This window comes from Nocardiopsis prasina DSM 43845, from assembly GCF_000341265.1.
GTDB classification, from domain to species: Bacteria; Actinomycetota; Actinomycetes; order Streptosporangiales; family Streptosporangiaceae; genus Nocardiopsis; species Nocardiopsis prasina.
Map to the genome: position 1 here is coordinate 67,188 of NZ_ANAE01000161.1, position 23,260 is coordinate 90,447.

Here is a 23,260-nt window from a genome sequence, read left to right on the forward strand (position 1 = left end):
CGCTGCGCCGGGTGCGGAGCCCGTCTACAGCGGTCGCTGGGCGAGTACGCCGGCGGCGGGGTCCCCGTCCGTGCAGGTGCCCGGGTCGAGGACGATCACCCCGGCGCCGTCGGTGTCCTGGGTGAACAGGACCCACACGGGTCCGGCGCCGTCACCGGCGTCGAAGAGGGCGTCGTCGACCAGGGTGACCCGGACGCCGCTGTCCTGCTCGAAGCGGGTGACGCACTCCTGCGCCTCGGTGGTCAGCTGAGTGAGTGCCTGGGTGCCCGCGTCCTCCTCGGTACCCTCCGGTTCGCGCTCGGTGGCCAGGACCTCCGCGGCCTGGGCGTCGAGCCCGTCCTCGGTGTAGACCGTGCCGCTCGCCACCGACTTCGCGGTGTAGGACTGGGCGGTGTCGGGGGCGGACTCGGACTCGCTCTCCTCCAGCAGGGGGGAGGCGGCGGTGTTCTCCTGCTCGCCCATCTTCCCGTTGAGGATCGCGGCTCCGCCGCCGACCACGAAGACGGTCACGGCCGCGATCGCCATCAGGTGCGGCAGGCCGAAGCCCCGCCGTCGGTTGAGCGGGACCACCGGTGCCAACGTGTCCGCCGCGGGCGCTTCGGTCGCCGCGGGCTCCTCGGCGTCGCGGGGAGGGCCGTCCCCGGCCGTGGAGGTCGCTGAGCGTTCGCTCGCGGCCTCGGCGATCCGGCTGTCGAGGAGGTCGGCGACGTCCTGCGGCAGCGCCGGCAGGGGTTCCTCGGCGAGGACGCGGGTGACCCCGGTGAGCTCGTCGAGGACCGTGGCGCAGGACGCGCAGGTCTCTATGTGTGTGGCAACGAAGCGTTCCTCGTCGGGGTCCAGGAGGTCCTCGGCGAAGAAGGCGAGTGCCTCCACGTCAGGATGGGACGTCACGATGGGTTGGCACCTCCTCTCCCAGATGTGACGTCTCGCGGTGGCTGAGGGTTCCTTAGATGGGAGAGCGACGGAAGAAGTTTGGCGCGACCTCGCGCACACCGGCTCTTGACCGTGCCCGAGGCGATGTCGAGGATCTCCGCGGCCTCGTCCACCCGGTAGCCGAGCATGTCCACGAGGGTCAGCGCCATCCTCTGGTCCAGGGGGAGGAGGTCCAGTGCGGCGTGCACGTCCAACCGGGCCTCGGTCTGGGAGGCGTGGTCGTGCCCGCCTCCAGAACGGCTCAGGCGGTCGTTGGAGATGACGTCGAGGGTCTCGTCCTCGGTCGGGGTCGCCGGGCGCACCTTGCGGCGTCTGAGGCGGTCGTGGCAGGCGTTCACCACGATGCGGTGCATCCAGGTGCTGACCTGCGACTCCCCTCGGAACCGGTCGGCGGCGCGGAACGCTGACATGAAGGCGTCCTGGAGGGCGTCCGAGGCCTCCTCGGGGTCGCCCATCATCCGGACGGCGACAGCCCACAGGCGCTCACGGTGACGGCGAACCAGTACCGCGAACGCCTGTTCGTCACCCTGAGCGTGCCTCGACAACAGCTCCGTGTCAGGAAGCTCCTGGGCCGCGTCCATCAGCGCTGATCACATACCCCACAAAGTAGAACTAGGTCCCGCGAACCTCGACCTCGTTAATGGTCCCACGGAAGCGTCCGTCGTCCGAGGGCAGGTCGGTGAACCAGATCAGGACGAACTGGCCGGTGGCGGCCTCGTCCAGGGTGATGGTCTGCTCACCGCTGACCTGGCCCTCCCAGGCGGCGGGAAGGTTGGCGTCCAGGCTGGCGTCGTCGGAGACGGAGTCGCTGTCGCCGACCCGAATCTGCACCCCGTAGTCCTGCTGCGGCAGGGTCAGGTCGACCTCGTGCACTTCCTGGCTCGCACCGAGGTCCAGGATCAGACCGACACCGGACTTCTCGGTGCCCATCGGGTCGTTGTAGCCCTCGGTGTTCCAGGCCGTGCCGGGGTCGCCGTCGTGGGCCAGGGGAGCGTTCTGCCCGTGCTCGGAGTGGTCGCCGAGCGGATCGAACCCGTCGGACCCGGTGATGTCGAGGACAGTGAGGTCCGTGTCGTCCGGGGTGTCCTCGGTCGCGCTGACGCTGGGGTCGGCCTCACCGTCCGTGCCGGAGTTCATCATCGACCCGAACGACCAGGCGCCGACGACGACCGCCACGAACAGCACCACCGCCATCGCGCCGATCAGGACGCGCTTGGTGGACAGACCCCCCTCACGGGAGGTCGCCGCCCTCTGGTCCATGCGGGAGGGCGCCGGACGGGCACTGCCGCGGGCCGGAGCGGAGGAGGTACGGCTGGTGCGGCGCTGGTTGTTGGTGGCGTCGAACTCGCCCGTGCGCCGGGAGGTCCCGGGCTCGGGGGGCGCGGACTCCGCCGGGGAGACCGGCAGCGGGATGAGGCGGGGGACCTCGGCCATGGCGGCGCAGAAGTCGGCCGGGCTGGTGATGGCCGGGCCGGGCACCATCTGTCCCACCAGCTGCGGCAGGGCCGCCCGGGTGGTGATGGAGGCCAGGGGTTCGCCCACGCCCTGTCTGAGCTGGCCGGGCGGGTAGGGGCCCATGGGGCCCTGGGGGGCGCCGGGCAGGCCGCTCTGCGGGCCGCCGGGCCAGTACCCGGTGAGGGCCGCGTAGAGCAGGTTGCCCAGTCCCTGGGCGTCGACGGCTGCGGGCTGGGGGACGTTGTTCCCCAGCAGCGCGGCGTCCACGCCGATACCGGTGACCTTGACCGCTCCACCGCTGCTCCACATGAGCTTGCCGGGTGTCAGGCACAGGTGGTGCAGTCCGCCGGCGTGCGCGGCGGCGATGGCCTCGGCGGCCTCGGCCACCAGGCCGGCGGCGCGCTCGGGTTCCATCGGACCCTGGGCGAGGAGCTCGGCGAGGGAGGAGCCGATGACCCACTCCTCGACGACGTAGGGGACGGGGGTGGTGTCGTCGGCGTCGAAGACCTGGGTGACGCGGGCGTCCGGGATACGGCTCGTGGCCCGGGCGGCGCGCACCACCTCGGACGTGCGGGGGAAACCCTCTGCGAAGGTCCAGACCGCGACGGGGCGCGCGAGCGTCTCGTCGGTGGCCTTCCAACGGGTCGCGCCACCGGTCTCGCTCACCACGGTGTCGAGTCGGTAGCGGTTGGCCAGCTTCGCCCCGGGTTCGATCAGGAAGGTGCTCATGATGGGAGTGACGGGTGACAGTGCCGTGGATCGCGTGGCGCCGTCACGGGCGCACGCGCGGGGGTCCGGCGCTGTCGGCTGTCCCCAGCCTCCCTTCGGGCAGCTCGGATAAACGATGCTCTGGCGGTAAAGCGGTGTCTGTCCATGCTAGGACGCGTGAACAGCCTCTTTGGAGGACACAGGATGGTCACGCATCTTCCGGGGCGTACCCGGGCGCGACCACCCAACGTCATCCATTCCAGGTGATCAGCGGCGTCGTAGCCGTGTTCTGACCAAATCAAGGAACGCTGTGACTTCAGTCACATTGAGGAACTTGGCGGCAACCACGAACAGTACGGCACCGACCAGTCCTCCGGCCACCATCGACGCGAGGGCGGGCCACACGTCGCCCGGCAGACCGTTGAGGGCGAAGATCATCAGGACGCCGAACGCGGCCGCCGGAACCGTGGCCACGTGCAGCTTGAACAGGGTCGCCGCGGTCCTGCGGCCGTCGAGCCCGTTCAGCCTCCTGTTGAGGAGGTACCACATGATGACCGAACCCACGACGTAGTAGAGACCGTAGGGCACGGGCAGCCACACGACGATGTGCTGCGGGCTGTCCGCCATGAAGTACAGCAGGCTGATCGCGGTGACGGCGTGGGCGGCCTCGGAGGGGATCGACACCAGGGCCGGGGTGCGCGTGTCACCCAGCGCGTAGAACACGCGCATCTGGAGCTGGAACAGCGTGAAGGGGATCAACATCACGCAGAAGACCATGAGGATGCGACCGATCGCGGCCGCGTCCTCGGCGCTGGTGCTGCCCTGCGCGTAGATCATCACGCAGAACGGCACGGCGAAGACGATCATCGCCACCGCGATGGGCACGATCAGGACCGACGAGAGCCGGAAGCCCCGGGAGAAGTCGCTGCGCACCTGGTCCTTGCGCCCGGCCGCGACGTGCTCGCTCATACGAGGCAGAAGGGCCGTGATCACCGAGACCGCGATGATCGCGTACGGGAGCTGGAACAGCATCGACGCGAACTTGTACGCCGCGATGCCCGAACCGGTCTCGTAGCCGAGGTCGGCCGCCATCGAACCGGCGCGCGTGGCGACGTTGGTCGAGACGAGCGCGCCCACCTGGGCGACGACGATGTAGAGCATCATCCACGACGCGGCACTGGCCGCCTCGCCGAGCCCGGAACCGCGCAGGTCCAGGCGGGGCCGCCAGCGGAAGCCCGCGGCGGCGAGCGCCCAGACCAGGACGGCGGCCTGGACGACCTGGCCGACGGCGGTGCCCAGGCCCAGCAGCGCGAGCTCGCTGGCGGTGATGGTGTCCGGCGTCCGGCCGGGACCGGCCAGGGACAGGAACCACAGGCAGATGCCGATGATGACCACGTTGTTCAGCACCGGGGCCCACATGGGGGCGCCGAACTTGTTCCGCGCGTTCAGCATCGCGCTGGCCAGGCCGCTGGCGCCGATGAAGAAGATCTGGAGTACCAGGTAGCGGGCGAGGACGACGGAGACCTCGTACTGCGCCCCGCTGAACCCGCCCGCGTAGATCCGGATGAACCACTCGGCGATCAGCACCGACACCAGGGTCAGCGCGAACAGCGCGAGCAGCATCAGGGTGACCAGACGCTGCTCCGTCCTGTCACCGCCGTCCTCGTCCAGCTTGCGCCGCTTGACCAGGAACGGCACGAACACGCTGGCCAGCAACCCGCCGATGAGCAGGTCGTAGATCATGTACGGCACCATGCCGGCGGTCTGGTAGGCGTCGCCCAGCATCTGGGTGCCGATCGCCGCCGCGAGGACGATGGTGCGGACGAACCCCGTCACCCGGGAGGCGATGGTGCCGACCGCCATGATCGCCGTCGACTTGGCGATGTTGCCCGGACCGGTGTGCGTGGCACCACCGATCTCGTCGCCGTCCTCCAGACCCGCGCGGTCCGCGGTACCGACGTCACCGATCTCGCTCGGGTCCCGGAGCGTCCTCAGCCCGGTCTCCGGCTCGCTGTCGGGTTCGGCCCGCTCATAGGCGTCGAGCACGTCCTCGGGCATCACCATGTGATGGCGGGACGGGCCCTCGCGGATTTCCTCTGGACCGGGCTCCGGACCGTCGGCGTACTGACGGGGGTGATCGCTGGACACCGTGGGGTGGTCCTCTTCTTCTGACTCTTGTGGCTGGGGTCTCCGGCGGGGTCGGGGCCGGAAGGGGTCACGGCATCTAACGACGCAGGCGGCCGCGGATGAGTTCCACGGCGGCGCTCAGCTCGGGGACGCGCAGCACTCGGGCGGAGACCAGGAAGAGCAGGGCACCGACGACACAGCCCGCGAGGGGAGCGCCGATGTAGGTGGCCAGACCGGGGCCGATCCGCGTCTCGAAGAACCAGAGCACACCGAAGCCCGCCGCGATGCTGGGAACGACGGCCAGGTGCAGCCGCAACAATGTTCCAATCACGTGCTTTCCGTCAAGTCCCCCGATGCGGCGGCTGAGGATCTGGCCGGCGATGGTCAGGCCCGAGAGGAACGAGATCATGAAGCCCGCGGCGACGCCGACGACCACCAGGTTCGGCGGCAGCAGAAGGTAGGCGACCAGGGCCAGACCGCTGTGGACGGCGAGGTTGGCCAGACCGATCAGGGCCGGGGTGCGGGTGTCGCCCATGGCGAAGAACACGCGCAGCATGAGCTGGAACACCGTGAACGGGAGCAGGCCGAGCGACATCACGGCGAGGATCTGGCCGATGGCGGACGCGTCGGCGACCGACACCGAGCCCCGGGCGAACGCCAGGATCGACAGCGGATCGGCGAACATCGCCACCGCGAAGGCGACGGGGACGAGCACGAACGCGGAGATCCGCAGCGTGCGGGAGAAGTCGGAGCGGACGGAGTCCCAGTCGTGGTCGTCGGCGTGCGCGCTCATGCGGGGCAGCAGGACGGTGATCAGCGAGACCGCGATGATCGCGTAGGGCAGCTGGAAGAGCTGGTACGCGAGGTTGTAGGCGCTGATACCGGCGCCGACGTCCAGCCCCTGCTCGATGCTGGCCACGTTGGCGGCGTTGGCGATGTTGGTGGTGATCCACAGGCCCGCCTGGGTCAGGAGGGTGTAGAGCATCATCCACCCGGCGGTACGCAGCGCCTCGCCGAGCCCGGAGCCGCGCAGGTCCAGGCGGGGCCGCCAGCGGTAGCCGGTCCGCGTCAGGGCGACGAAGAGCACCAGGGCCTGGAGCGCCATGCCCGCGGCGGTGCCCGCGCCCAGCAGGGTGAGCTCGCCGGTGGAGACGTTCTCCGGGGTGCGGCCCGGGCCCGCCACGACCAGGAACATCGCGGCGACGCCCATGATGACGAAGTTGTTGAGCACCGGTGCCCAGACCGCCGCGCCGAACTTGCCGCGCGTGTTGAGCATGGCGCTCAGCAGGCCGCTCAGGCCCACGAAGAAGATCTGGGAGAGCAGGAAGCGGGCCAGGTAGACCGACGCCTCGAACTGCAACGGGGTGAACCGGGAGCCGTACAGCCAGATGAGGGCCTCGGCGGCCAGGATCGCGACCGCGGTCACCAGCAGCAGCGCCAGCACCATGGACGTGAACAGGCGGTCCTCGGTTGCCTTGCCGCCGTCGGCGTCGCGCTTGCGCCGCTTGACCAGGAACGGGATGACCACGGAGGCCATCAGGCCGCCGATGAGCAGGTCGTTCAGGATGAAGGGGATCGTGTGCGCCGTGTGGTAGGCGTCACCGAGCAGGTGGGTGCCGATGGCGGCGGCGAGCACGATGGTGCGGGCGAATCCGGTGATGCGGGAGGCCATGGTGCCCACGGCCATGATCATGCTGGAACGCATCATGCCGCCGGAGCCGGAGTCCTCCTGCTGCGCGGGCGCCTCGGCTTCGGGGAGCTCGCCCTCCTCGTAGGAGGGGGTGGGCCCACCAGTGGGGCGTACGGCGCTGTCACCGGGCATGGCGCCCTCGTGGGGGAGCTTGCTGTGTTTGGGCGTGTAACGGGGGGACTGTTCGTCGCCGTTCGGGGAGTCGGTGACCACCGTGGATCAGGGTTCCTTTCGTCTGGGGAGGGTTCGGGCCGCGGCGCCTGGGGACGGCGCCGCGGATCAGGGTGTGGCGGTCACTTTCCGGCGCCGCTGTCGTCCGGGTCGTCCTTGGCCGGGGGGGTGTCGTCCGTGGCGCCGTCGTCCGCCGGGACGCCGTCGTCCGGCTCCTTGCTGGCGGAGGCGTCCGGAGCGGTGTCCCCGGCCTCCTTGGCGTCCTCGGACGAGCCGGCCCCGGTCTCACCGGTGGCGGCCGCTCCGCTGGCGTCCCGGGGCTCGCCGGAGACCTCGGACCCGGCGGATCCCCCGGTCTCGGCGGCGGGCCCCTCGCCGTCCTGCGGCCCGTCCCCGGCCGCAGCGGTCCCGGCGGCCCCGGCCCTGGCCGTCTGCTTGCGGGCCCACTTGCGCAGCGCACGGGGCGCCAGCGCCGCGATCAGGATCAGCAGGCCGATCCCGCTGATCAGCAGCGCCTGTGTGCCCAGGCCGGTGGCGTTCACCTGGATCAGCGTGTCCTGCGAACTGATCGGCTCGCCGTCGGCGTTCTGGAGGCTGACGTGCACGTTCGTGCTGCCGTTGATCCGGGCCGACAACGGGACGTAGACCGTGGTCTTGGCGCCGGGGTCGATCTCGAAGTGGTGTGTGTACTCGCCGACGCTCAGCCGCTCGGAGTTCTCCGAGTACAGGGACAGGTACACGTGGACGGTCTCGTCCTGGAGGTCGTTGGCGACGAGCACGCCGGTGGTCCCGGTGCTGCTGGCCAGGGTGACCGGCTCGCCCGGGATGACGCGCACGTCCTCCCTGCGGCTCTGGACCGACTTGACCACCAGGGTGCGGGTGGCTCCGGCCAGGGCCTCACGGTCCCGCCAGTGCACCGACTCCAGGCGTACCAGGGCGGGGCGGAAGGGGTCGCTGTCACCGACCAGGATGCTGTTGAACAGGCGCACGTCCCGGCTGACGTCCTCGACCTGGCCGAGGTAGGTGGAGCTGAGCCCGTCAGCGTAGGCGTCGTCCGGGTAGTCCAGGTCCTGGCGGGTCTCCTCCCGGTCCTTGGAGTCGGGGAGTTCGACCCGGTCCAGCCGTTCGGGGGAGAGCCAGGGCAGGTCGTCCGTGGCGCTCAGCACGCCCGAGGCGAACTCGGGGCTGGGGTCCCAGCCGGGTTCGGGGGCGGCGACGACCACGCGGTCGTCCTCCCCGCTCTCCCCGGCGATCATCGCGGTCTCCGCCGCGAAGCGCTGGAGGGCCAGCGCGGACTCCCCCCGCTCCCACGAGGGCATCGAGAGAACGTCGGTCAGGCCGGAGTCGCTGACCAGGGCGTAGGGCTCCTCACCCTCCGCCTCGTCGCCGCTGGCGGGGAGGGGGGCCTGGGCGCCAGGGGTCGTGGAGACCCAGGAGGCCGGCGGGAGCCCCTCCTCGGACAGCAGGAAGCGCTGGGCCCCGTGCTCGGTGTACAGATCCTGGACGCGCTCGTCCATGAGCCCCCCCGGAGGCACCGCGAACCGGTCGTCCGCCTCCAGTTCGAGCGCCCGGGCCACGGACTCCTGGCCGAGCCGCAGCGAGGCCTCGGCGTCCCCCTCCATGTCGTTGAGGAGGAGCGCGACCAGGTCGGCGCTGGCGTAGGGGGAGGCCACGACCGTGTCGGCGGCCAGGACCGAGCGGGCCTCACGCAGCCACACCTGGGCGGCCGGATCCGCGGGCTGGTCACGGCGGCCCGGCTCCTTGGCCGGGTCGTCCAACGCGCTCTCCAGGACCTCGTGGTCGGCCGAGGCCATGCGCAGGATGTCGTCGAGCGTGCCGGGGTCGACGGACCAGGTCACCGGGATGCCCTCGGTGCGCGACGGGGTCTCGTCGCCCTCGTCTCCCTCGTCGGGGGCGTCCGAGGGGGCCTCATCCTCGTCGGCGCCCTCCTCGGTGGCCTCGGGGGAGACCGAGTCGGCGCTCTCCTCGGCGGTGACCTCCTCGCCAGCGGTCGGGGAGCTCTCGTCCGGGTCCTCCTCGTCCTCCTCCAGTCCGAGCTCCTCGACGAGGTCCTCATCCCCGGCCTCGAAGGACAGGGGCACCTGCGCGCCGGACTCCAGGAGCCGTCCGAGACGCCCGTCGGCGCCGACCGAGCCGTGGAGTCCGTCGTCGAGGAAGGTGTCGTCGTCGGCGCGCTGGGGCGAGTCCATCAGCGGCCAGACCCAGGCCAGGTCCAGGGCGGGGACGTCGTCGTCACCGGTGTAGGGGAGGAAGGTGTACTGCGAACCGAGGGTGGCGCCGTCGCCGTCCACCGCCTCGATGACCATGGGGTACACCCCGTAGGAGGTCAGACCCAGGTCGTCGGCGGGGGTGCTCAGCGAGTACTCCAGGGTGCCGTCCGGTTCCAGCTCCCCCTCGAACTCCTCGTCGGGCCCGGAGGCGCTGGGCTGCCAGTCCTCGCCGGTGGCGAAGTCGTCCAGCTCGTCGCGCGAGGTGAAGGGGTGCCGGGAGTAGCGCATGCGGACGGTGACGTCCTCGACAGTCTCCCCGGTGGTGTTGGTCACCTCGCCCGCCACACGCAGGGTGCTGTCCTCGTCCACGGAGTCCGGAGTGATCCGGTCCACGACGAGCGGGGCGGCCGAACCCTCCTCGTCGGGCTCGGCCGACGCGGGAGAGAGGGTGGCCGGTATCGGAAGCAGAGCGGCGGTCATGGCCATGACCGCGGCCGCGGAAGCAGTTCGACGCAACGCTTGGTTTCCTGATTCGGGTCCAGGTGTCCGTCCCGCCAGGGATACGGAAGGTGGGGCGGGGTCGGTCGGGGTGCCCGCGCGGCTCGCTCGGCCCAAGCGGGGCTGGTGGCCTCGGACTGACCGTGACGTGCCACCACTCCACCCGAAGATACCGCGTTCCCCGAACCCCGGTTCTGACGCGGACCGTTGTTCGGGGACGTGATCGGCCCACCCTTTCATCCACCGGGGCCCGACACCAGGGCCGCCACAGGCACTCGGGGGTACCAAACGGATTCGCGGACACCCCGTGCGGCCGCCTAACCTGCGTGGTGTGCCGAACACAGAGCCTTCGCGTGAGAACGACGCCGCCCAGAACCCGTCCGCAGAGGTGAGCCCGCCCGCGGGTGAACTCAGCGGTGCGCAGCGAGCGGCGGTCGCCGCGTTGGTCGACTCGATCCAACCCGTCGCAGACGAGCTCGGCGACCGTTTCGACGCCCAGGGCCAGCAGCTCGCCATCGTCGGTGGCCCGGTCCGCGACGCGCTCCTGGGACGCGACTCCAACGACGTGGACCTCACCACCGACGCGGTTCCCCAGCGCGTCCTCGAACTCATCGACGGCTGGGCCGACTCCGTGTGGACCGTCGGCATCGAGTTCGGCACCGTCGGCCTGCGCAAGCGCGGCCTCCAGCTGGAGATCACCACCTACCGCAGCGAGGCCTACTCGCCCAAGTCCCGCAAGCCCGAGGTGGCCTACGGGACGAACATCCACGACGACCTGCTGCGCCGTGACTTCACCGTCAACGCGATGGCGGTGCACCTGCCCAGCCGCGAGTTCGTGGACCCCTTCGGCGGGCTCGCCGACCTCAGGGCCAAGGTGCTGCGGACCCCGGGCCGTCCGGAGGACTCCTTCAGCGACGACCCGCTGCGCATCATGCGCGCGGTCCGCTTCGCCGCGCAGCTCGGGTTCTCTCTGGCGCCCGAGGTGGCCGAGGCCGCCCGGGGCATGGCGGACCGGCTGTCCATCGTCTCGGCCGAGCGCGTCCGGGACGAACTCACCAAGCTCATGCTCAGCCCGGACCCGCGCCGGGGGATCGAACTCATGGTGGACCTGGGCATCGCCGAGCACGTCATGCCCGAGATCCCCAAGATGCGGCTGGAGATCGACGAGCACCACCGGCACAAGGACGTCTACGAGCACTCGCTCACCGTCCTGGACCAGGCCATGGACCTGGAGCGCCGGCGCGGGCACGGACCCGACCTCGTACTGCGCCTGTCCGCCCTGCTGCACGACATCGGCAAGCCCCGGACCCGCGCCTTCGAGGGCGGCAACCGGGTGACCTTCCACCACCACGAGGTGGTGGGCGCCTCCATGACCCGCAAGCGGCTGTCGGCGCTGCGGTTCTCCAAGGACGTGGTCTCCCAGGTGAGCACGCTGGTCGCGCTGCACCTGCGGTTCCACGGCTACGGCCGGGGCGAGTGGACGGACTCGGCGGTGCGCCGGTACGCCCGGGACGCCGGCGACCAGCTGGAGCGCCTGCACATCCTGACCAGGGCCGACTGCACCACCCGCAACCGGCGCAAGGCCGTCGCGCTCGCGCGTTCCTATGACGACATCGAGCGTCGCATCTCCGAACTGGCCGAGCAGGAGGAGCTGGACCGGATCCGCCCGGACCTGGACGGCAACGAGATCCAGGAGATCCTGGGTGTGAAGCCCGGTCCGCTGGTGGGCAAGGCCTACCGGTACCTCCTGGAGCTGCGCCTGGAGAACGGCCCCATGGAGAAGGAGAAGGTCGTCGAGGAGCTGCGCTCCTGGGCGGCCGACCACCTGGAACAGGACGGCCGCCAGGACGGGTAGACCGCACGGGGCGTGGCACCGGAGGCGCCGCTCAGAGCCCGGGCTTGACCGCCGTGACCGCCATCCCCGCGCCGAACACCCGGAGCGGAGTGCCCTCCAGGGTGTCCGAGACACCGCGCGCGGCCGGGGGGCGGCGGTCGAGGGACGGCATGAGGTAGTCGATCGCGCGTACGCGGAGCCCGTGGCCGCGCAGCAGGCGTCCCAGTTCCTGGCTGCTGAAGGACCGCGTGTCGGACATCCGCACGTGCAGGGGCCGGACCCAGGGCAGGAACGGGGCGGTGAGGGCGGAGCGCCGTCGTTCGCCCCAGAGGACCCCGTGCGTCTCGAAGGGGAACCAGCGGTTGGACGTGGTCACGGACAGCGCGCCGCCGGGCCTGAGCACCCGGTGGATCTCGCTGAGGGCGTCGTCGAGGTCGTCGAGGTGCTCGAGCACGTCGAAAGCGGTGACCCGGTCGAAGGTGTTGGTGTCGAAGGCCAGGGAGTCGGGGGCCATCTTGTGCACCCCCACGCGGTCCTCCAGGCTCGTCCCCGCGATGCGTCCGGTGAGTTCGTCGAGCAGCGCGGGGTCGGTGTCGATGGCGTCCACCCGCACGTAGCCCGCGGCGAGTCCGACGGTGTGCGCGCCGTCGCCGCAGCCCACGTCGAGGAGCCGGTCGCCGCGGACGGGTAGTTGGCGGGTGACCGCCCCGATCCGTTTGGCGACCCCTCTGTTCCCGGACCCGTTGCCGAACCCGTTCGATGGACCGCCCGGTCCGAAGCCGCCGCTCATTGCCACCATCCCCTGCTCGTGCGCGAATGCCTGCGAAGGCACTACTTTAAGTGATTTTTTGACTACTCATAGAGATGGCGACTTGTCGACTCGTGGTCACGGGGCCTGACCTCCTCCTTTCCCGGAAGGACCCACGACACCGGGGCGGGACCTCCGGTGCGAGGATGGCGCGATGACGATCACCACCTGGTACCTGGAGTCGACCGACCCCGCCGAGCTCAGGCCCGGCCGCGAACCGGAGGGCCTCGTGCGCTTCGTCCGCGCGGAGGTGCCCAGCCCCGAGTTCTCCCGGTTCCTCTACGCGACGGTCGGCGGCGAGTACCAGTGGATCGACCGCGCCCCCTGGAGCACGGGCGAGTGGAGCGACCGGGTGGCGGACCCGAACGTGGAGACCTGGGTCCTGTACGACCGGGGCACGCCAGCGGGCTACGCCGAACTGGAGGCCCAGCCCGAGGGAGCGGTGGAGGTCGTCTACTTCGGCCTCCTGCCCGGTTTCCTCGGTCGGGGACTGGGCGGGCACATGCTCACCGAGGCCCTGCGCCGTGCGTGGGACCTGGGCACCCGTCGACCGGACCGCGACGCCACCCGCAGGGTGTGGCTGCACACCTGTTCCCTGGACGGGGACCACGCCCTCGCCAACTACCGGGCGCGGGGTCTGCGCCTGTACCGGGAGACCACCGAGGAGCAGCCCGTGGTCCAGGGCGCGGGGGGATAGGTCGGGCCAGGGGGCGGGACCAGCCGACTCGTTGACTCGTGGAGATGTCGACACGTCCACCCCGGCACCCGCCCCGGCCGGGCGGACTCCGGCCGCGAACCCTCAGGGTGCGCGGGACTCCGAGGGTGGGAGGACACCGGCCCGGACAGCGCGCGCGGGCAGTCCGGCCGTAAACGAGGAAGGACACGCCCACAGACTGGACGTGTCACTGAGAACACGCCCGGGGCCGAGGGGCCCCGGGCGGGTCGCCGGCTACCTACTCGCCCGCGATGAAGTTCTCCACCTTGGTGTGCGCCTCGGCGTCGCTGTACTGCTCCGGGGGCGACTTCATGAAGTAGGAGGAGGGCTCCAGGATCGGGCCGCCGATACCGCGGTCCTTGGCGATCTTCGCGGCGCGTACCGCGTCGATGATGATCCCGGCGGAGTTGGGGGAGTCCCACACCTCCAGCTTGTACTCCAGGTTCAGCGGGACGTCACCGAAGGCGCGACCCTCGAGACGGATGTAGGCCCACTTGCGGTCGTCCAGCCACGGCACGTGGTCGGAGGGACCGATGTGCACCGCGCCGGCGTTCAGCTCGTGGGGGATCTGCGAGGTGACCGACTGGGTCTTGGAGATCTTCTTCGACTCCAGGCGCTCGCGCTCCAACATGTTCTTGAAGTCCATGTTGCCGCCGAAGTTCAGCTGGTAGGTGCGGTCGACGATCACACCCCGGTCCTCGAACAGCTTGGACAGCACCCGGTGGGTGATGGTGGCGCCGATCTGCGACTTGATGTCGTCGCCGATGATCGGCACACCCGCCTTGGTGAACTTCTCGGCCCACTCGGGGTCGGAGGCGATGAACACCGGGAGCGCGTTGACGAAGGCCACGCCCGCGTCGATGGCGCACTGCGCGTAGAACTTGTCGGCCTCGTCGGAGCCCACCGGGAGGTAGGAGACGAGGACGTCGGCCTTGCTGGCCTTGAGCGCGGCGACCACGTCCACGGCGTCCTCGGGGGACTCCTGGATGATCTCGCGGTAGTACTTGCCCAGACCGTCGTAGGTCGGGCCGCGCATGACGGTCACGCCGGTCAGCGGGACGTCACAGATCTTGACGGTGTTGTTCTCGCTCGCTGTGATCGCGTCGGCCAGGTCGTGTCCGACCTTCTTGGCGTCCACGTCGAAGGCGGCGACGAACTCGATGTCGCTCACGTGGTACGGGCCGAACTGGACATGCATCAGGCCGGGGACCCGTGACTCCGGATCGGCGTCCTTGTAGTAGTGCACACCCTGGACGAGCGACGCCGCACAGTTGCCGACACCCACGACGGCTACACGTACCGAACCCATTGGTCCTTGCTCCTTCTTCTCCGCGAACATGGATTCCACAGCGCACGGCGACGGGCCCGCGCCGACGGCGGTCCGGGGCTCGTCATCCTGCGTCGTATTCCGTATGTGATCAGCAGCGCGCACGGCTGTTCTGTTCCCCCTCACGGCCGTCGAATACGGGGAGAACTGTCCATGTCTGGCTGGTTTGTTCTGATCTGACTCTATCCACGCTTCGTGGTGAGGATGTAGGCGGTCAACGGTCTGGGCGACAACAGAGTGACCGCCGGTGACCATGGTGCGGGGGAGACCTGCGTGATCCCGTGCGTGATCCCACACGAACCATCCCAACTCGGACGGCGCCGACCCGCTCCCGCTCCGGTGACCGCAGTCACACGCTGCGCCGAGTTCGGCCCCGAGCAGCCGAACTGCCAGGACCGGCGGTTCCCGGCGGAGGGTGACGAGGCCCTGCAAAGCGCGCGATACCCTCGCGCGTGGGTTGTGCTATATCGTTCGATCGCTCTAACGTGACTTTTGATTTGCGTGCGAAGCCGGTTCAAACCCCCGAGCGAAGCCAAGCCGCGGCGACGTTGACGTCGGCCCAGAGCACCGACGCGACGGGGGAAGCGCTCCCGCAGGCCAACGATCAGGAGGAAGTAGCGGCCAACGTCTTCGCGACCTGTTGAAAACCTTCACCCCCGGGTGGGCGTCTCTTTATCAAGCCTTGAAAGAAGGCCAAAGCGGCGAACCGGGTCCAACCGCACCCAACCGCGCCGCTCCACATCACAGGTCGCGAATCACCGATCCCCCAGGGGGACCGACCCCCGTTTCCACCAAGGAATCGTCAGGCCGAGCGGCCGTGAGAGGCAATCGAGGACCACGTGAGTACCGAACGACGACGGAATGCCGACGGCGGCCGTCGCCGGGCCGACGGCCCGGACGACGGTCCGCGCGGCGACGGCGGAAGGCGCAGGGCCGGTGGCCCTCCCCGGGAAGAACGTGCGGGCGGACGGCGCCGACCTGACTCCGAGGACGGCTTCCAGGGAGACGACAGGTCCGCTCCGCGCTCCCGTAGAGCCCGACCCCCAGGGGACGAGGCACGCTCCGAGGGGCGCCCCCGCCCCGAGGGCGGACGCCGCCGAGCCGAGGGAGAGCGCCCCCGCCGCCCCGACGGCCCGCGACGCCGCCCCGAGGACGACGGAGAGCGCCCCCGCCGTCGCCCCGACGGCCAGCGCCCCCGACGACCCGAGGACGGTGACCGCCCCCGTCGCCGCCCGGACGACCCGCGAGCTGGCGGACGCCGCCGCTCCGAGGGCCCGCGCGACCCCCGCGACCGCGAACACGGAGCCCGCTCCGAGGGCCGGCGCTCCGGCGGACGGGGTGCCCGTGCCGCCGCGGCCTCGGGCGGACGCGGCGGCAGGGGCGGTGGCGGAGGCCGCCGCCGTCCCCGTGAGGACGAACCCGACGACCGTCCCTGGTTCAAGCGCTTCCTGTCCAAGGCCTGGAAACCCGCGCTGGCCTTCTGCGGGCTCATGATCATCGGCGGTGTGGCCACCTTCGCGGTGCTGTACGCCATGGCCCCCGACGAGGGGGAGCTCAAGAGGAACGCGGAGAAGGAGGCCTCGGCCACCCAGATCCTGTGGGCCGTCCAGGGGGACGCCGAGAAGGGCGACGTCGCGCTCACCACCGGTGAGGTCCAGCGTGTCGCCGTGCAGCGCGAGGACATCCCGGAGGAGGTCATCGACGGTGTGCTCGCCGCCGAGCAGGCCACCTTCTACGAGGACCCGGGCATCAACATCAAGGGCATCGGCCGCGCCATCCTCTCCCGAGGCGAGGCGGGCGGCGGGTCCACCATCACGCAGCAGATGGCCCGTAACTACTACAGCGAGCTCGACGGCGAGCCGCCGATGACCCGCAAGATCCGCGAGATCTTCATCTCGATCAAGCTGGGCCAGCAGCTCGAACCCGACGAGATCCTCACGACCTACCTCAACACGATCTACTTCGGCCGTGGCGCCTCGGGCATCGAGATGGCCGCCCAGGAGTACTTCGGCAAGAGCGTGAGTGAGCTGGACCGGGCCGAGGGCGCCTACCTCGGCATCATCATCCAGATGCCGAGCAACTTCGAGAACCCCGAGCCGGACTCCTGGACCGCCAACTACCTGGAGAAGGAGCGCTGGCCGTACGTCCAGCGGCAGCTGGCCGCGATGTACGACAACACCGGCGGCGAGCGCGGCCTGCCCGAGGCCGAGGCCCAGCAGCTCGAGATCCCGGACAGCATCATCGACTACGAGCCCGAGGCCGGCCTGGACGACCCTAAGCTGGGCTACGTCCGCCAAGCCGTGATCAACGAGGTCGAGCGGCGGTACGCGGGCTCGAACGTCACCGGCGCGGACATCGCCACCAAGGGCCTGGTCATCGAGACCTCCCTGAACCCCGACCTGATGACCGCGGCGGAGGAGGCCTTCGACGTCCTCCCCGAGGGCGCGGCCGACGACACCATGCACGGGTTGACGGCGGTCGACCCGAGCACGGGAGAGATCGTCGCCTTCAACGGCGGGCCGGACGTCTCCACGGTGATCAACAACTCCCTGGTGCACCAGACCCAGGCGGGATCGGCGTACAAGCCGTACGTGCTGGCCCGCGCCCTGTCGGACGGCATCGGTCTGCGCAGTCAGTTCGACGGCGACAGCGGCCTGGAGTTCCCCGGGCTGGCCAGCCCGGTGATCAACTCCGGCGAGGTGGACTACGGCGAGGTCGACCTGATCCAGTCCACCGCTGACTCGGTGAACACCAGCTACGTGGACCTGGCGATCACGGTCGACCCGAGCCGCGTGGACGACCTCGCGGTGGAGATGGGCGTGCACCCGGACCGGCAGGAGACCTCGCAGGTCGGTCCGCTGGTCGCCCTGGGCACCCACCAGGTGAACGCGCTCGACATGGCCAGCGGCTACGCGACCTTCGCCGCGCAGGGCCGCCACTTCCCGGCGCACATGGTCACCAAGGTGACGACGGCCGACGGCACCGAGGTCACCCCCGACGACCAGGCGGAGCTGGAGAGCGGCACGGAGGTCCTCTCCGAGGGGGTCGCCGCGGACGCCACCTACGCCATGCAGCAGGCCGTCCTGGAGGGTGGCGCGAAGAACGCCGCCCTCGACGACGGGCGTCCGGTGGCGGGCAAGACCGGTACCTCCTCCGACGCCGTCTCGGCCTGGTTCGTGGGGTACACACCGCAGCTGGCCACGTCGGTGGGGCTGAGCCGCGCGCAGAGCGATCCGCTGGACTTCGGTCCGGCGTTCGGTGACGTCTTCGGCGGTACCACCTCCGCGATGGTGTGGAAGGCCTTCATGGAGGTCGCCATGGAGGGGCAGGAGCACCAGCAGTTCCCGGCCCCGCAGTGGGTGGGCGAGGACCAGCGGTTCCTGCCGACCCCCTCCCCGAGCGAGACCCCGGAGGAGACCGACGAACCGAGCGACGAGCCCAGCGAGAGTCCGAGCGAGGAGGAGTGCGACCCCAACAGCCCGGAGTGCGACACGGAACCGTCGCCGGACGAGTGCGAGCACGGTTGGGAGCCGGGCTGTGACACCGAGGAGAGCCCGGACCCGGACGAGTGCGACGCCTGGATCGGCAGGCCGGACCACTGTGACGACGAGGAGGAGAACCTCCCCGGCGGTCCGCCCGGCAGTGACCAGAGCAACCAGGCCAACGCCAGCGGCAACAACAGCCTGATCAGGCCCAGGGACTGATCGGCTCGCAGTAGCAGGCACGGCCGGGGGCCGGTGCGCGGAGGGGAGACCCTTCGGCACCGGCCCCCAGTCGTTGCCCACCACGACCCAGGGGTCCCGCACGACTGGCAGCGCAACGCCGGTGGTGCTCCGCTGCTGGTAGCCTTGGCTCCCGTATGGCTCAGAGCCTGAGCGATGCCCCCGGTGGGACCGGGCGGCGGAACGCCGGGCTCCTGCCCTCCTGCCATGGAGATTCCATGGCCGCAACAGTCCAGAGGAGGAACGTACGCTTATGCGTCGTTACGAAATCATGGTCATCCTCGACCCCAACCTCGACGAGCGCACCGTCGCTCCGTCGCTGGAGAACTTCCTGGGCGTCGTCCGCAACGACGGCGGTTCGGTCGAGAAGACGGAGATCTGGGGCAAGCGTCGCCTCGCCTACGACATCAACAAGAACTCCGAGGGCATCTACGCGGTCATCGACCTGACCGCCAAGCCCGCGACGGTCAAGGAGCTCGACCGTCAGCTCGGCATCGCCGAGGCCGTGCTCCGCACCAAGGTTCTGCGTCCCGAGGTTCACTAGGCACTCCGGTGCCCTGACCCCCTGACCCCGCCCGTTCTTGTCCCCAGGACTGTTTTGTCTCTAGGGGCGCGGATGATGCGGGGAGCAGGCGAAACCGCCTGATCCCGAACTATCTCGAACCGGAGCCGATCCATGGCAGGCGAAACCCAGATCACGCTCGTCGGCAACCTCGTCGACGACCCTGAACTGCGCTTCACGCCCAGTGGAGCCGCGGTCGCCAACTTCCGTGTGGCCTCGACGCCTCGCACCTTCGACCGTCAGGCGGGGGAGTGGAAGGACGGAGAGTCCATGTTCCTCTCCTGCACCGTCTGGCGTCAGTACGCGGAGAACGTGGCCGAGAGCCTTCAGCGTGGCATGCGCGTCATCGTGCAGGGCCGCCTGAAGCAGCGGTCCTTCGAGACCCGCGAGGGTGAGAAGCGGACCGTCTTCGAGATCGACGTCGAAGAAGTCGGCCCGGCACTGCGCAGCGCCACCGCCAAGGTGACGAAGACGCAGCGTCAGGGTGGCGGCGGCTTCGGCGGCGGTCAGCAGGGCGGCGGTTTCGGCGGCGGCCAACCCCAGGGCGGACAGTCGTCCCAGGGCGGCGGCTACGGGAACCAGGGCGGCGGCTTCGGTGGCCAGCAGGGTGGTCGGGGCGGCGCCCCGGCCGACGACCCGTGGGCCACCAACGGCGGCGGCGGTTTCGGCGGCGGCAACAGCGGAGGATTCTCCGACGAGCCCCCGTTCTAAACAGCGGCTTCCCCACGTAACACCCGACCCGGCCCCTACGGGGACCGCGTCACCTTTCCATTGTCCCAGCCCATCCCCGGGAGGACCCCGGGGCTCTTGCGAAGGAGCACCACGATGGCTAAGCCGGCAGCGCGCAAGCCCAAGAAGAAGGTTTGCCTCTTCTGCCAGGAGAAGCAGTCCTACATCGACTACAAGGACACCACGCTTCTCCGTAAGTTCATCTCCGAGCGCGGCAAGATCCGTGCCCGTCGGGTGACCGGCAACTGCACGCAGCACCAGCGCGACGTCGCGACCGCGATCAAGAACGCGCGCGAGGTGGCCCTGCTGCCCTACACCAGCACCGCTCGCTAGCGGCGATATCCGAGGGAGGTCTTTGTCGTGAAGCTGATTTTGACCCACGAGGTCAACGGTCTCGGAGCCCCCGGCGACGTCGTCGAGGTGAAGAACGGTTACGGTCGCAACTACCTGCTGCCCCGAGGGTTCGCCATTCGGTGGACCCGCGGTGGTCAGAAGCAGATCGACCTGATCCAGCGCGCCCGCAAGGCGCGTGACATCCGCACCCTGGACGAGGCCCAGCAGGTCGCTGGCCGCGTGGGTGCGCTGAACGTGCGCCTCAAGCAGCGCGCCGGTCAGGGTGGTCGTCTGTTCGGTTCGGTCACGCCCGCGGACATCGTCGAGGCCGTCAAGGCCACCGGCGGTCCCGAGCTGGACAAGCGCCGGATCGAGATCAAGAACCCGATCAAGTCCGTCGGTGCCCACAAGGTCCAGGTCCGCCTGCACCCCGAGGTCGCCGCGACGATCAAGCTGGACATCGTCGGCGCCTAGTACGCGCCGACCGTTCCGGTCACGGACCCCGTCCCTCTTCGAGGGGCGGGGTTCTTCTGTTCCCCAGGAACACGCCGAGGGGCCGAAAAACACCCTTTAGTTACTCTTTGTAATCTAACGTGTCCTCTGTGTAGCGTTGCGTTCAGCAATGCTCCGCACGGAGAGGACAGCATACCGATGGCCGTTGAAAGACTGCCCGAGACAGACCACCCTCTCGCGGTGGATCGTAGGACGATGCTGCGAGGGGCCGCCCTGACCGCCGGAGGAGTACTGCTCGGCGGTGCCCTGGGGGTGTCGGTGACCGGCCAGGCGACCGCAGCGGCGACGCCCAAGGTGTACACCCGGTCCGACTGGGGGGCACGCGCGCCCAAGGGAACCATCGAGGTACTGGCGAAGGGGCCGACCCACATCGTCGTGCACCACACCGCGACCTCGAACGTGTCCGACACCTCCACCACCCACGCCGCCGCGCTCTCCCGATCCATCCAGCGCTACCACATGGACAACAACGGCTGGAGCGACACCGGTCAGCAGCTGACCATCAGCCGGGGCGGCCACATCATGGAGGGCAGGGACAAGTCCCTCCAGGCCATCCGCGACGGTAAGCACGTGCTGGGCGCGCACACGGCCAACCACAACTCGCACACGATCGGCATCGAGAACGAGGGGACCTACACCTCGTCCACGCCGCCCGGTGCCCTCATGTCCTCGCTGGTCGACACCTGCGCGTGGCTGTGCCTGGTCTACCGCCTGGACCCGCAGAAGGCGATCGTGGGCCACCGGGACTACAACGCCACCAACTGCCCGGGGGACAAGCTCTACGCGATGCTCCCCAAGCTCCGTGACGATGTGGGGAGCAGCCTGCGGAAGCAGCTGAGCCACATGGGCGAGCACGCCGGACGGGAACTCACGCTGGAGGAACTGCCGAGCTACCCGACCGTTCCGAGTTCGGAACGCGTCGCGACCTTCTACCACGGTCCTACGGTGGGAGACCTCGACTCTGGCTTCTAGGAGGAGATTCTCCGCCGCCAGCCGCCCCTGTGTCCCCCGCAGGGGCGGCTCTGTGTTTCCTTCCCACCTCCGCTTCGGTGCGTGTTCGGCGCCTTCGCAGAGCGGTTCGGGTTGAGGCGGCACAGCATCCTCGTCCACGCCTGGCTCGTTCCTCGCTGGGCTGGACTCGTCTTCCAGAACCCTCTCCGGCGCTCGAACGGGGCGCCCCCTTGTGGCGAGCCGTACGGGCGGGACCCACGTCCGTGGGTGAGGTGAGCGATGAACCCGGCACCGCCCAGGGTCGACTTAAGGACTTGGTGACTTGGTGACTTGGTGACTTGGTGACCTGGCGACTTGGTGACCCGGGGATCAGGGACGGTGGGCGCCGGTGACCAGCCAGGCCTCGCCCCGGGCGCGCAGGCCCAGAGTGACGGCACGGGCGAGGATCCACACCGCGAAGGCGATCCACAGACCCACAAGGCCACCGGTCTCCGAGGTGGCGAGACCGGGGATCACCAGGGCGAACGGCATGAAGGCGAGCATCGTCCATAGGGAGGCCCAGGCCAGGTAGCGCTGGTCCCCGGCGCCCATGAGGACGCCGTCCAGCACCATGGTGACGCCGCTGAGCGGTTGCATGAGGGCGACCACCACGAGGGAGGCCATGATGAGCGCGGCCACACTCGGGTCCGAGGTGAAGGGGACGTGGGCCCAGGGCAGCACGAGGAACACGACCACGGTGAACAGGAGCCCCGACATCACGCCCCACTCGACCATCCGCCGGGTGGCGTCCCGGGTTCCCCGCACGTCACCCGCGCCGAGGTAGCGGCCCACGATCGACTGCCCCGCGATGGCGATGGCGTCCATCGCGAACACCAGCAGGGCCCAGATGTTGTAGCTGACCTGGTGCGCGGCGATGGTCTCGTCACCGAGCCGGGCGGCGACGGCGGTGGTCACCAGAGCCACGACGCGCATGGACACGCTGCGCAGGAACAGGGCGAACCCGGCCGAGGCCGAGGAGCGCAGCCCGGACAGCGACGGCGTGAGGGAGACGCCCTCGCGCCGGGCCGACCGGGCGATGGTGGCCACGTACCAGAACGCCCCGCCGCCCTGGGCGATCACGGTCGACCAGGCGGACCCGGCGATGCCCCAGTCGAACACGAACACGAAGGTCGCGCACAGCACGGCGTTGCCGACGTAGGACGCGACCGCGACCACCAGCGGGGTCCGGGCGTCCTGGAGCCCGCGCAGCACGCCGGTCCCGGCCATGATGATCAGCAGGAACGGCGTGCTCAGCAGGCTGATCCGCAGGTAGGTGAGGGCGTAGGGGGCGACCTCGGGCGAGGCGCCCAGGAGGTCGATCATCCACGGGCCCAGCGGCCAGCCGATCCCGATCGCGGCGATCCCCAGCAGGATCGCGAGCCAGAGCCCGTCCACCCCGTCCCGGACACCGCCCGGGACGTCTCCGGCACCGAACTTGCGGGCCACCGCGGCGGTGGTCCCGTAGGCGAGGAAGATGCACACCGCCGCCAGGGTCAGCAGGACCTGACCCGCGACCCCGAGGCCGCCCAGCGCCTGAGTGCCCAGGCTGCCGACGATCGCGGCGTCGGTGAGCAGGAAGAGCGGCTCGGCGATCAGGGCGAAGAACGTGGGGATGGCGAGAGCGAAGATCTCGCGATCGTGGCGGTGCCGGAAGGGGGCCGCCGAGAGCAGATTGGCCATGACGGAGCCACAGTACCGGACAGGCGTTCGACAGCCGGTGTGGCGTCTGGCACGAACCACCGAAGCCTGTGGATAACCTGTGGAAAGCCGCCCTGTGAGACATCTTGCACCTCACGACAGCGAACCGCGTTTTCCCAGTTCAAGTGGGCTATGAGCGACTCGCGGCAAAGTTATCCACAGGTGATGTGCATAACCTCTGTGCGCAATGCCCCACGGGGCCTCGGTTGTGGTGGT

17 protein-coding genes are annotated in these 23,260 nt (G+C 69.9%); 8 read left to right on the forward strand and 9 right to left on the reverse strand.

Annotated features, from left to right (window positions below):
- Nucleotides 1-24 precede the first annotated feature (24 nt).
- The 6 genes from D452_RS0118905 to D452_RS0118930 form a co-directional block, all read right to left on the reverse strand.
- The gene (locus D452_RS0118905; protein WP_026129464.1) at nucleotides 25-891 is read right to left on the reverse strand and encodes an anti-sigma factor family protein; all 867 of its coding nucleotides are present in this window, start codon (nucleotides 889-891) and stop codon (nucleotides 25-27) included.
- Complete coding sequence (gene sigM / locus D452_RS0118910; protein ID WP_017545715.1) at nucleotides 888-1,514, reverse strand: RNA polymerase sigma factor SigM; 627 nt, start codon at nucleotides 1,512-1,514, stop codon at nucleotides 888-890. Before sigM ends, D452_RS0118905 begins: the two co-directional genes overlap by 4 nt.
- A gap of 31 nt (nucleotides 1,515-1,545) precedes the next feature.
- Nucleotides 1,546-3,117, reverse strand: a complete 1,572-nt coding sequence (locus D452_RS0118915) for a protein kinase family protein (protein WP_017545716.1) — start codon at nucleotides 3,115-3,117, stop codon at nucleotides 1,546-1,548.
- A gap of 246 nt (nucleotides 3,118-3,363) precedes the next feature.
- Nucleotides 3,364-5,160 carry a murein biosynthesis integral membrane protein MurJ gene (gene murJ, locus D452_RS0118920; protein WP_017545717.1) on the reverse strand — a complete coding sequence of 599 codons (1,797 nt, stop codon included), beginning with the start codon at nucleotides 5,158-5,160 and terminating at the stop codon, nucleotides 3,364-3,366.
- 160 nt (nucleotides 5,161-5,320) lie between these two features.
- Nucleotides 5,321-7,126, reverse strand: a complete 1,806-nt coding sequence (gene murJ / locus D452_RS0118925; protein WP_017545719.1) for a murein biosynthesis integral membrane protein MurJ — start codon at nucleotides 7,124-7,126, stop codon at nucleotides 5,321-5,323.
- An 80-nt stretch (nucleotides 7,127-7,206) separates the two neighbouring features.
- Nucleotides 7,207-9,801, reverse strand: coding sequence for a DUF6049 family protein (locus D452_RS0118930; protein ID WP_017545720.1), 2,595 nt, complete (start codon nucleotides 9,799-9,801; stop codon nucleotides 7,207-7,209).
- Between the two features lie 343 nt (nucleotides 9,802-10,144).
- On the opposite strand from D452_RS0118930, the gene D452_RS0118935 reads away from it, so the two are divergent.
- Nucleotides 10,145-11,668 (forward strand): CCA tRNA nucleotidyltransferase, encoded by a 1,524-nt coding sequence (locus D452_RS0118935; RefSeq protein WP_026129466.1) that lies wholly within the window; start codon nucleotides 10,145-10,147, stop codon nucleotides 11,666-11,668.
- Nucleotides 11,669-11,699: 31 nt separating this feature from the next.
- Here D452_RS0118935 and D452_RS0118940 read toward each other — a convergent pair whose 3' ends face one another.
- Complete coding sequence (locus tag D452_RS0118940; protein ID WP_017545722.1) at nucleotides 11,700-12,437, reverse strand: class I SAM-dependent methyltransferase; 738 nt, start codon at nucleotides 12,435-12,437, stop codon at nucleotides 11,700-11,702.
- 172 nt (nucleotides 12,438-12,609) lie between these two features.
- Between D452_RS0118940 and D452_RS0118945 the strand changes: the two genes are divergently transcribed.
- Entirely contained in the window at nucleotides 12,610-13,152 is a 543-nt protein-coding gene (locus D452_RS0118945) for a GNAT family N-acetyltransferase (protein ID WP_017545723.1), read from the forward strand.
- A gap of 256 nt (nucleotides 13,153-13,408) precedes the next feature.
- On the opposite strand, the gene D452_RS0118950 is transcribed toward D452_RS0118945, so the two are convergent.
- Nucleotides 13,409-14,479, reverse strand: a complete 1,071-nt coding sequence (locus D452_RS0118950) for an inositol-3-phosphate synthase (protein ID WP_017545724.1) — start codon at nucleotides 14,477-14,479, stop codon at nucleotides 13,409-13,411.
- 857 nt (nucleotides 14,480-15,336) lie between these two features.
- Between D452_RS0118950 and D452_RS0118960 the strand changes: the two genes are divergently transcribed.
- The 6 genes from D452_RS0118960 to D452_RS0118985 all read left to right on the forward strand — a co-directional run bounded on the left by D452_RS0118960 (nucleotide 15,337) and on the right by D452_RS0118985 (nucleotide 21,328).
- Nucleotides 15,337-18,201 (forward strand): transglycosylase domain-containing protein, encoded by a 2,865-nt coding sequence (locus tag D452_RS0118960; protein ID WP_152498614.1) that lies wholly within the window; start codon nucleotides 15,337-15,339, stop codon nucleotides 18,199-18,201.
- Nucleotides 18,202-18,472: 271 nt separating this feature from the next.
- The gene (rpsF, locus tag D452_RS0118965) at nucleotides 18,473-18,763 is read left to right on the forward strand and encodes a 30S ribosomal protein S6 (protein ID WP_017545727.1); all 291 of its coding nucleotides are present in this window, start codon (nucleotides 18,473-18,475) and stop codon (nucleotides 18,761-18,763) included.
- A 132-nt stretch (nucleotides 18,764-18,895) separates the two neighbouring features.
- Nucleotides 18,896-19,492, forward strand: a complete 597-nt coding sequence (locus D452_RS0118970; protein ID WP_017545728.1) for a single-stranded DNA-binding protein — start codon at nucleotides 18,896-18,898, stop codon at nucleotides 19,490-19,492.
- A 114-nt stretch (nucleotides 19,493-19,606) separates the two neighbouring features.
- Nucleotides 19,607-19,843: a 30S ribosomal protein S18 gene (gene rpsR / locus D452_RS0118975; RefSeq protein WP_013155832.1), complete on the forward strand. Its 237-nt coding sequence runs from the start codon at nucleotides 19,607-19,609 to the stop codon at nucleotides 19,841-19,843.
- Nucleotides 19,844-19,870: 27 nt separating this feature from the next.
- A complete protein-coding gene (gene rplI / locus D452_RS0118980; protein ID WP_017545729.1) occupies nucleotides 19,871-20,317 on the forward strand; it encodes a 50S ribosomal protein L9 in 447 nt (148 codons plus the stop codon).
- Nucleotides 20,318-20,494: 177 nt separating this feature from the next.
- Entirely contained in the window at nucleotides 20,495-21,328 is an 834-nt protein-coding gene (locus D452_RS0118985; RefSeq protein ID WP_026129467.1) for a peptidoglycan recognition protein family protein, read from the forward strand.
- 348 nt (nucleotides 21,329-21,676) lie between these two features.
- On the opposite strand, the gene D452_RS0118990 is transcribed toward D452_RS0118985, so the two are convergent.
- Complete coding sequence (locus D452_RS0118990; RefSeq protein ID WP_017545731.1) at nucleotides 21,677-23,026, reverse strand: MATE family efflux transporter; 1,350 nt, start codon at nucleotides 23,024-23,026, stop codon at nucleotides 21,677-21,679.
- Nucleotides 23,027-23,260 lie beyond the last annotated feature (234 nt).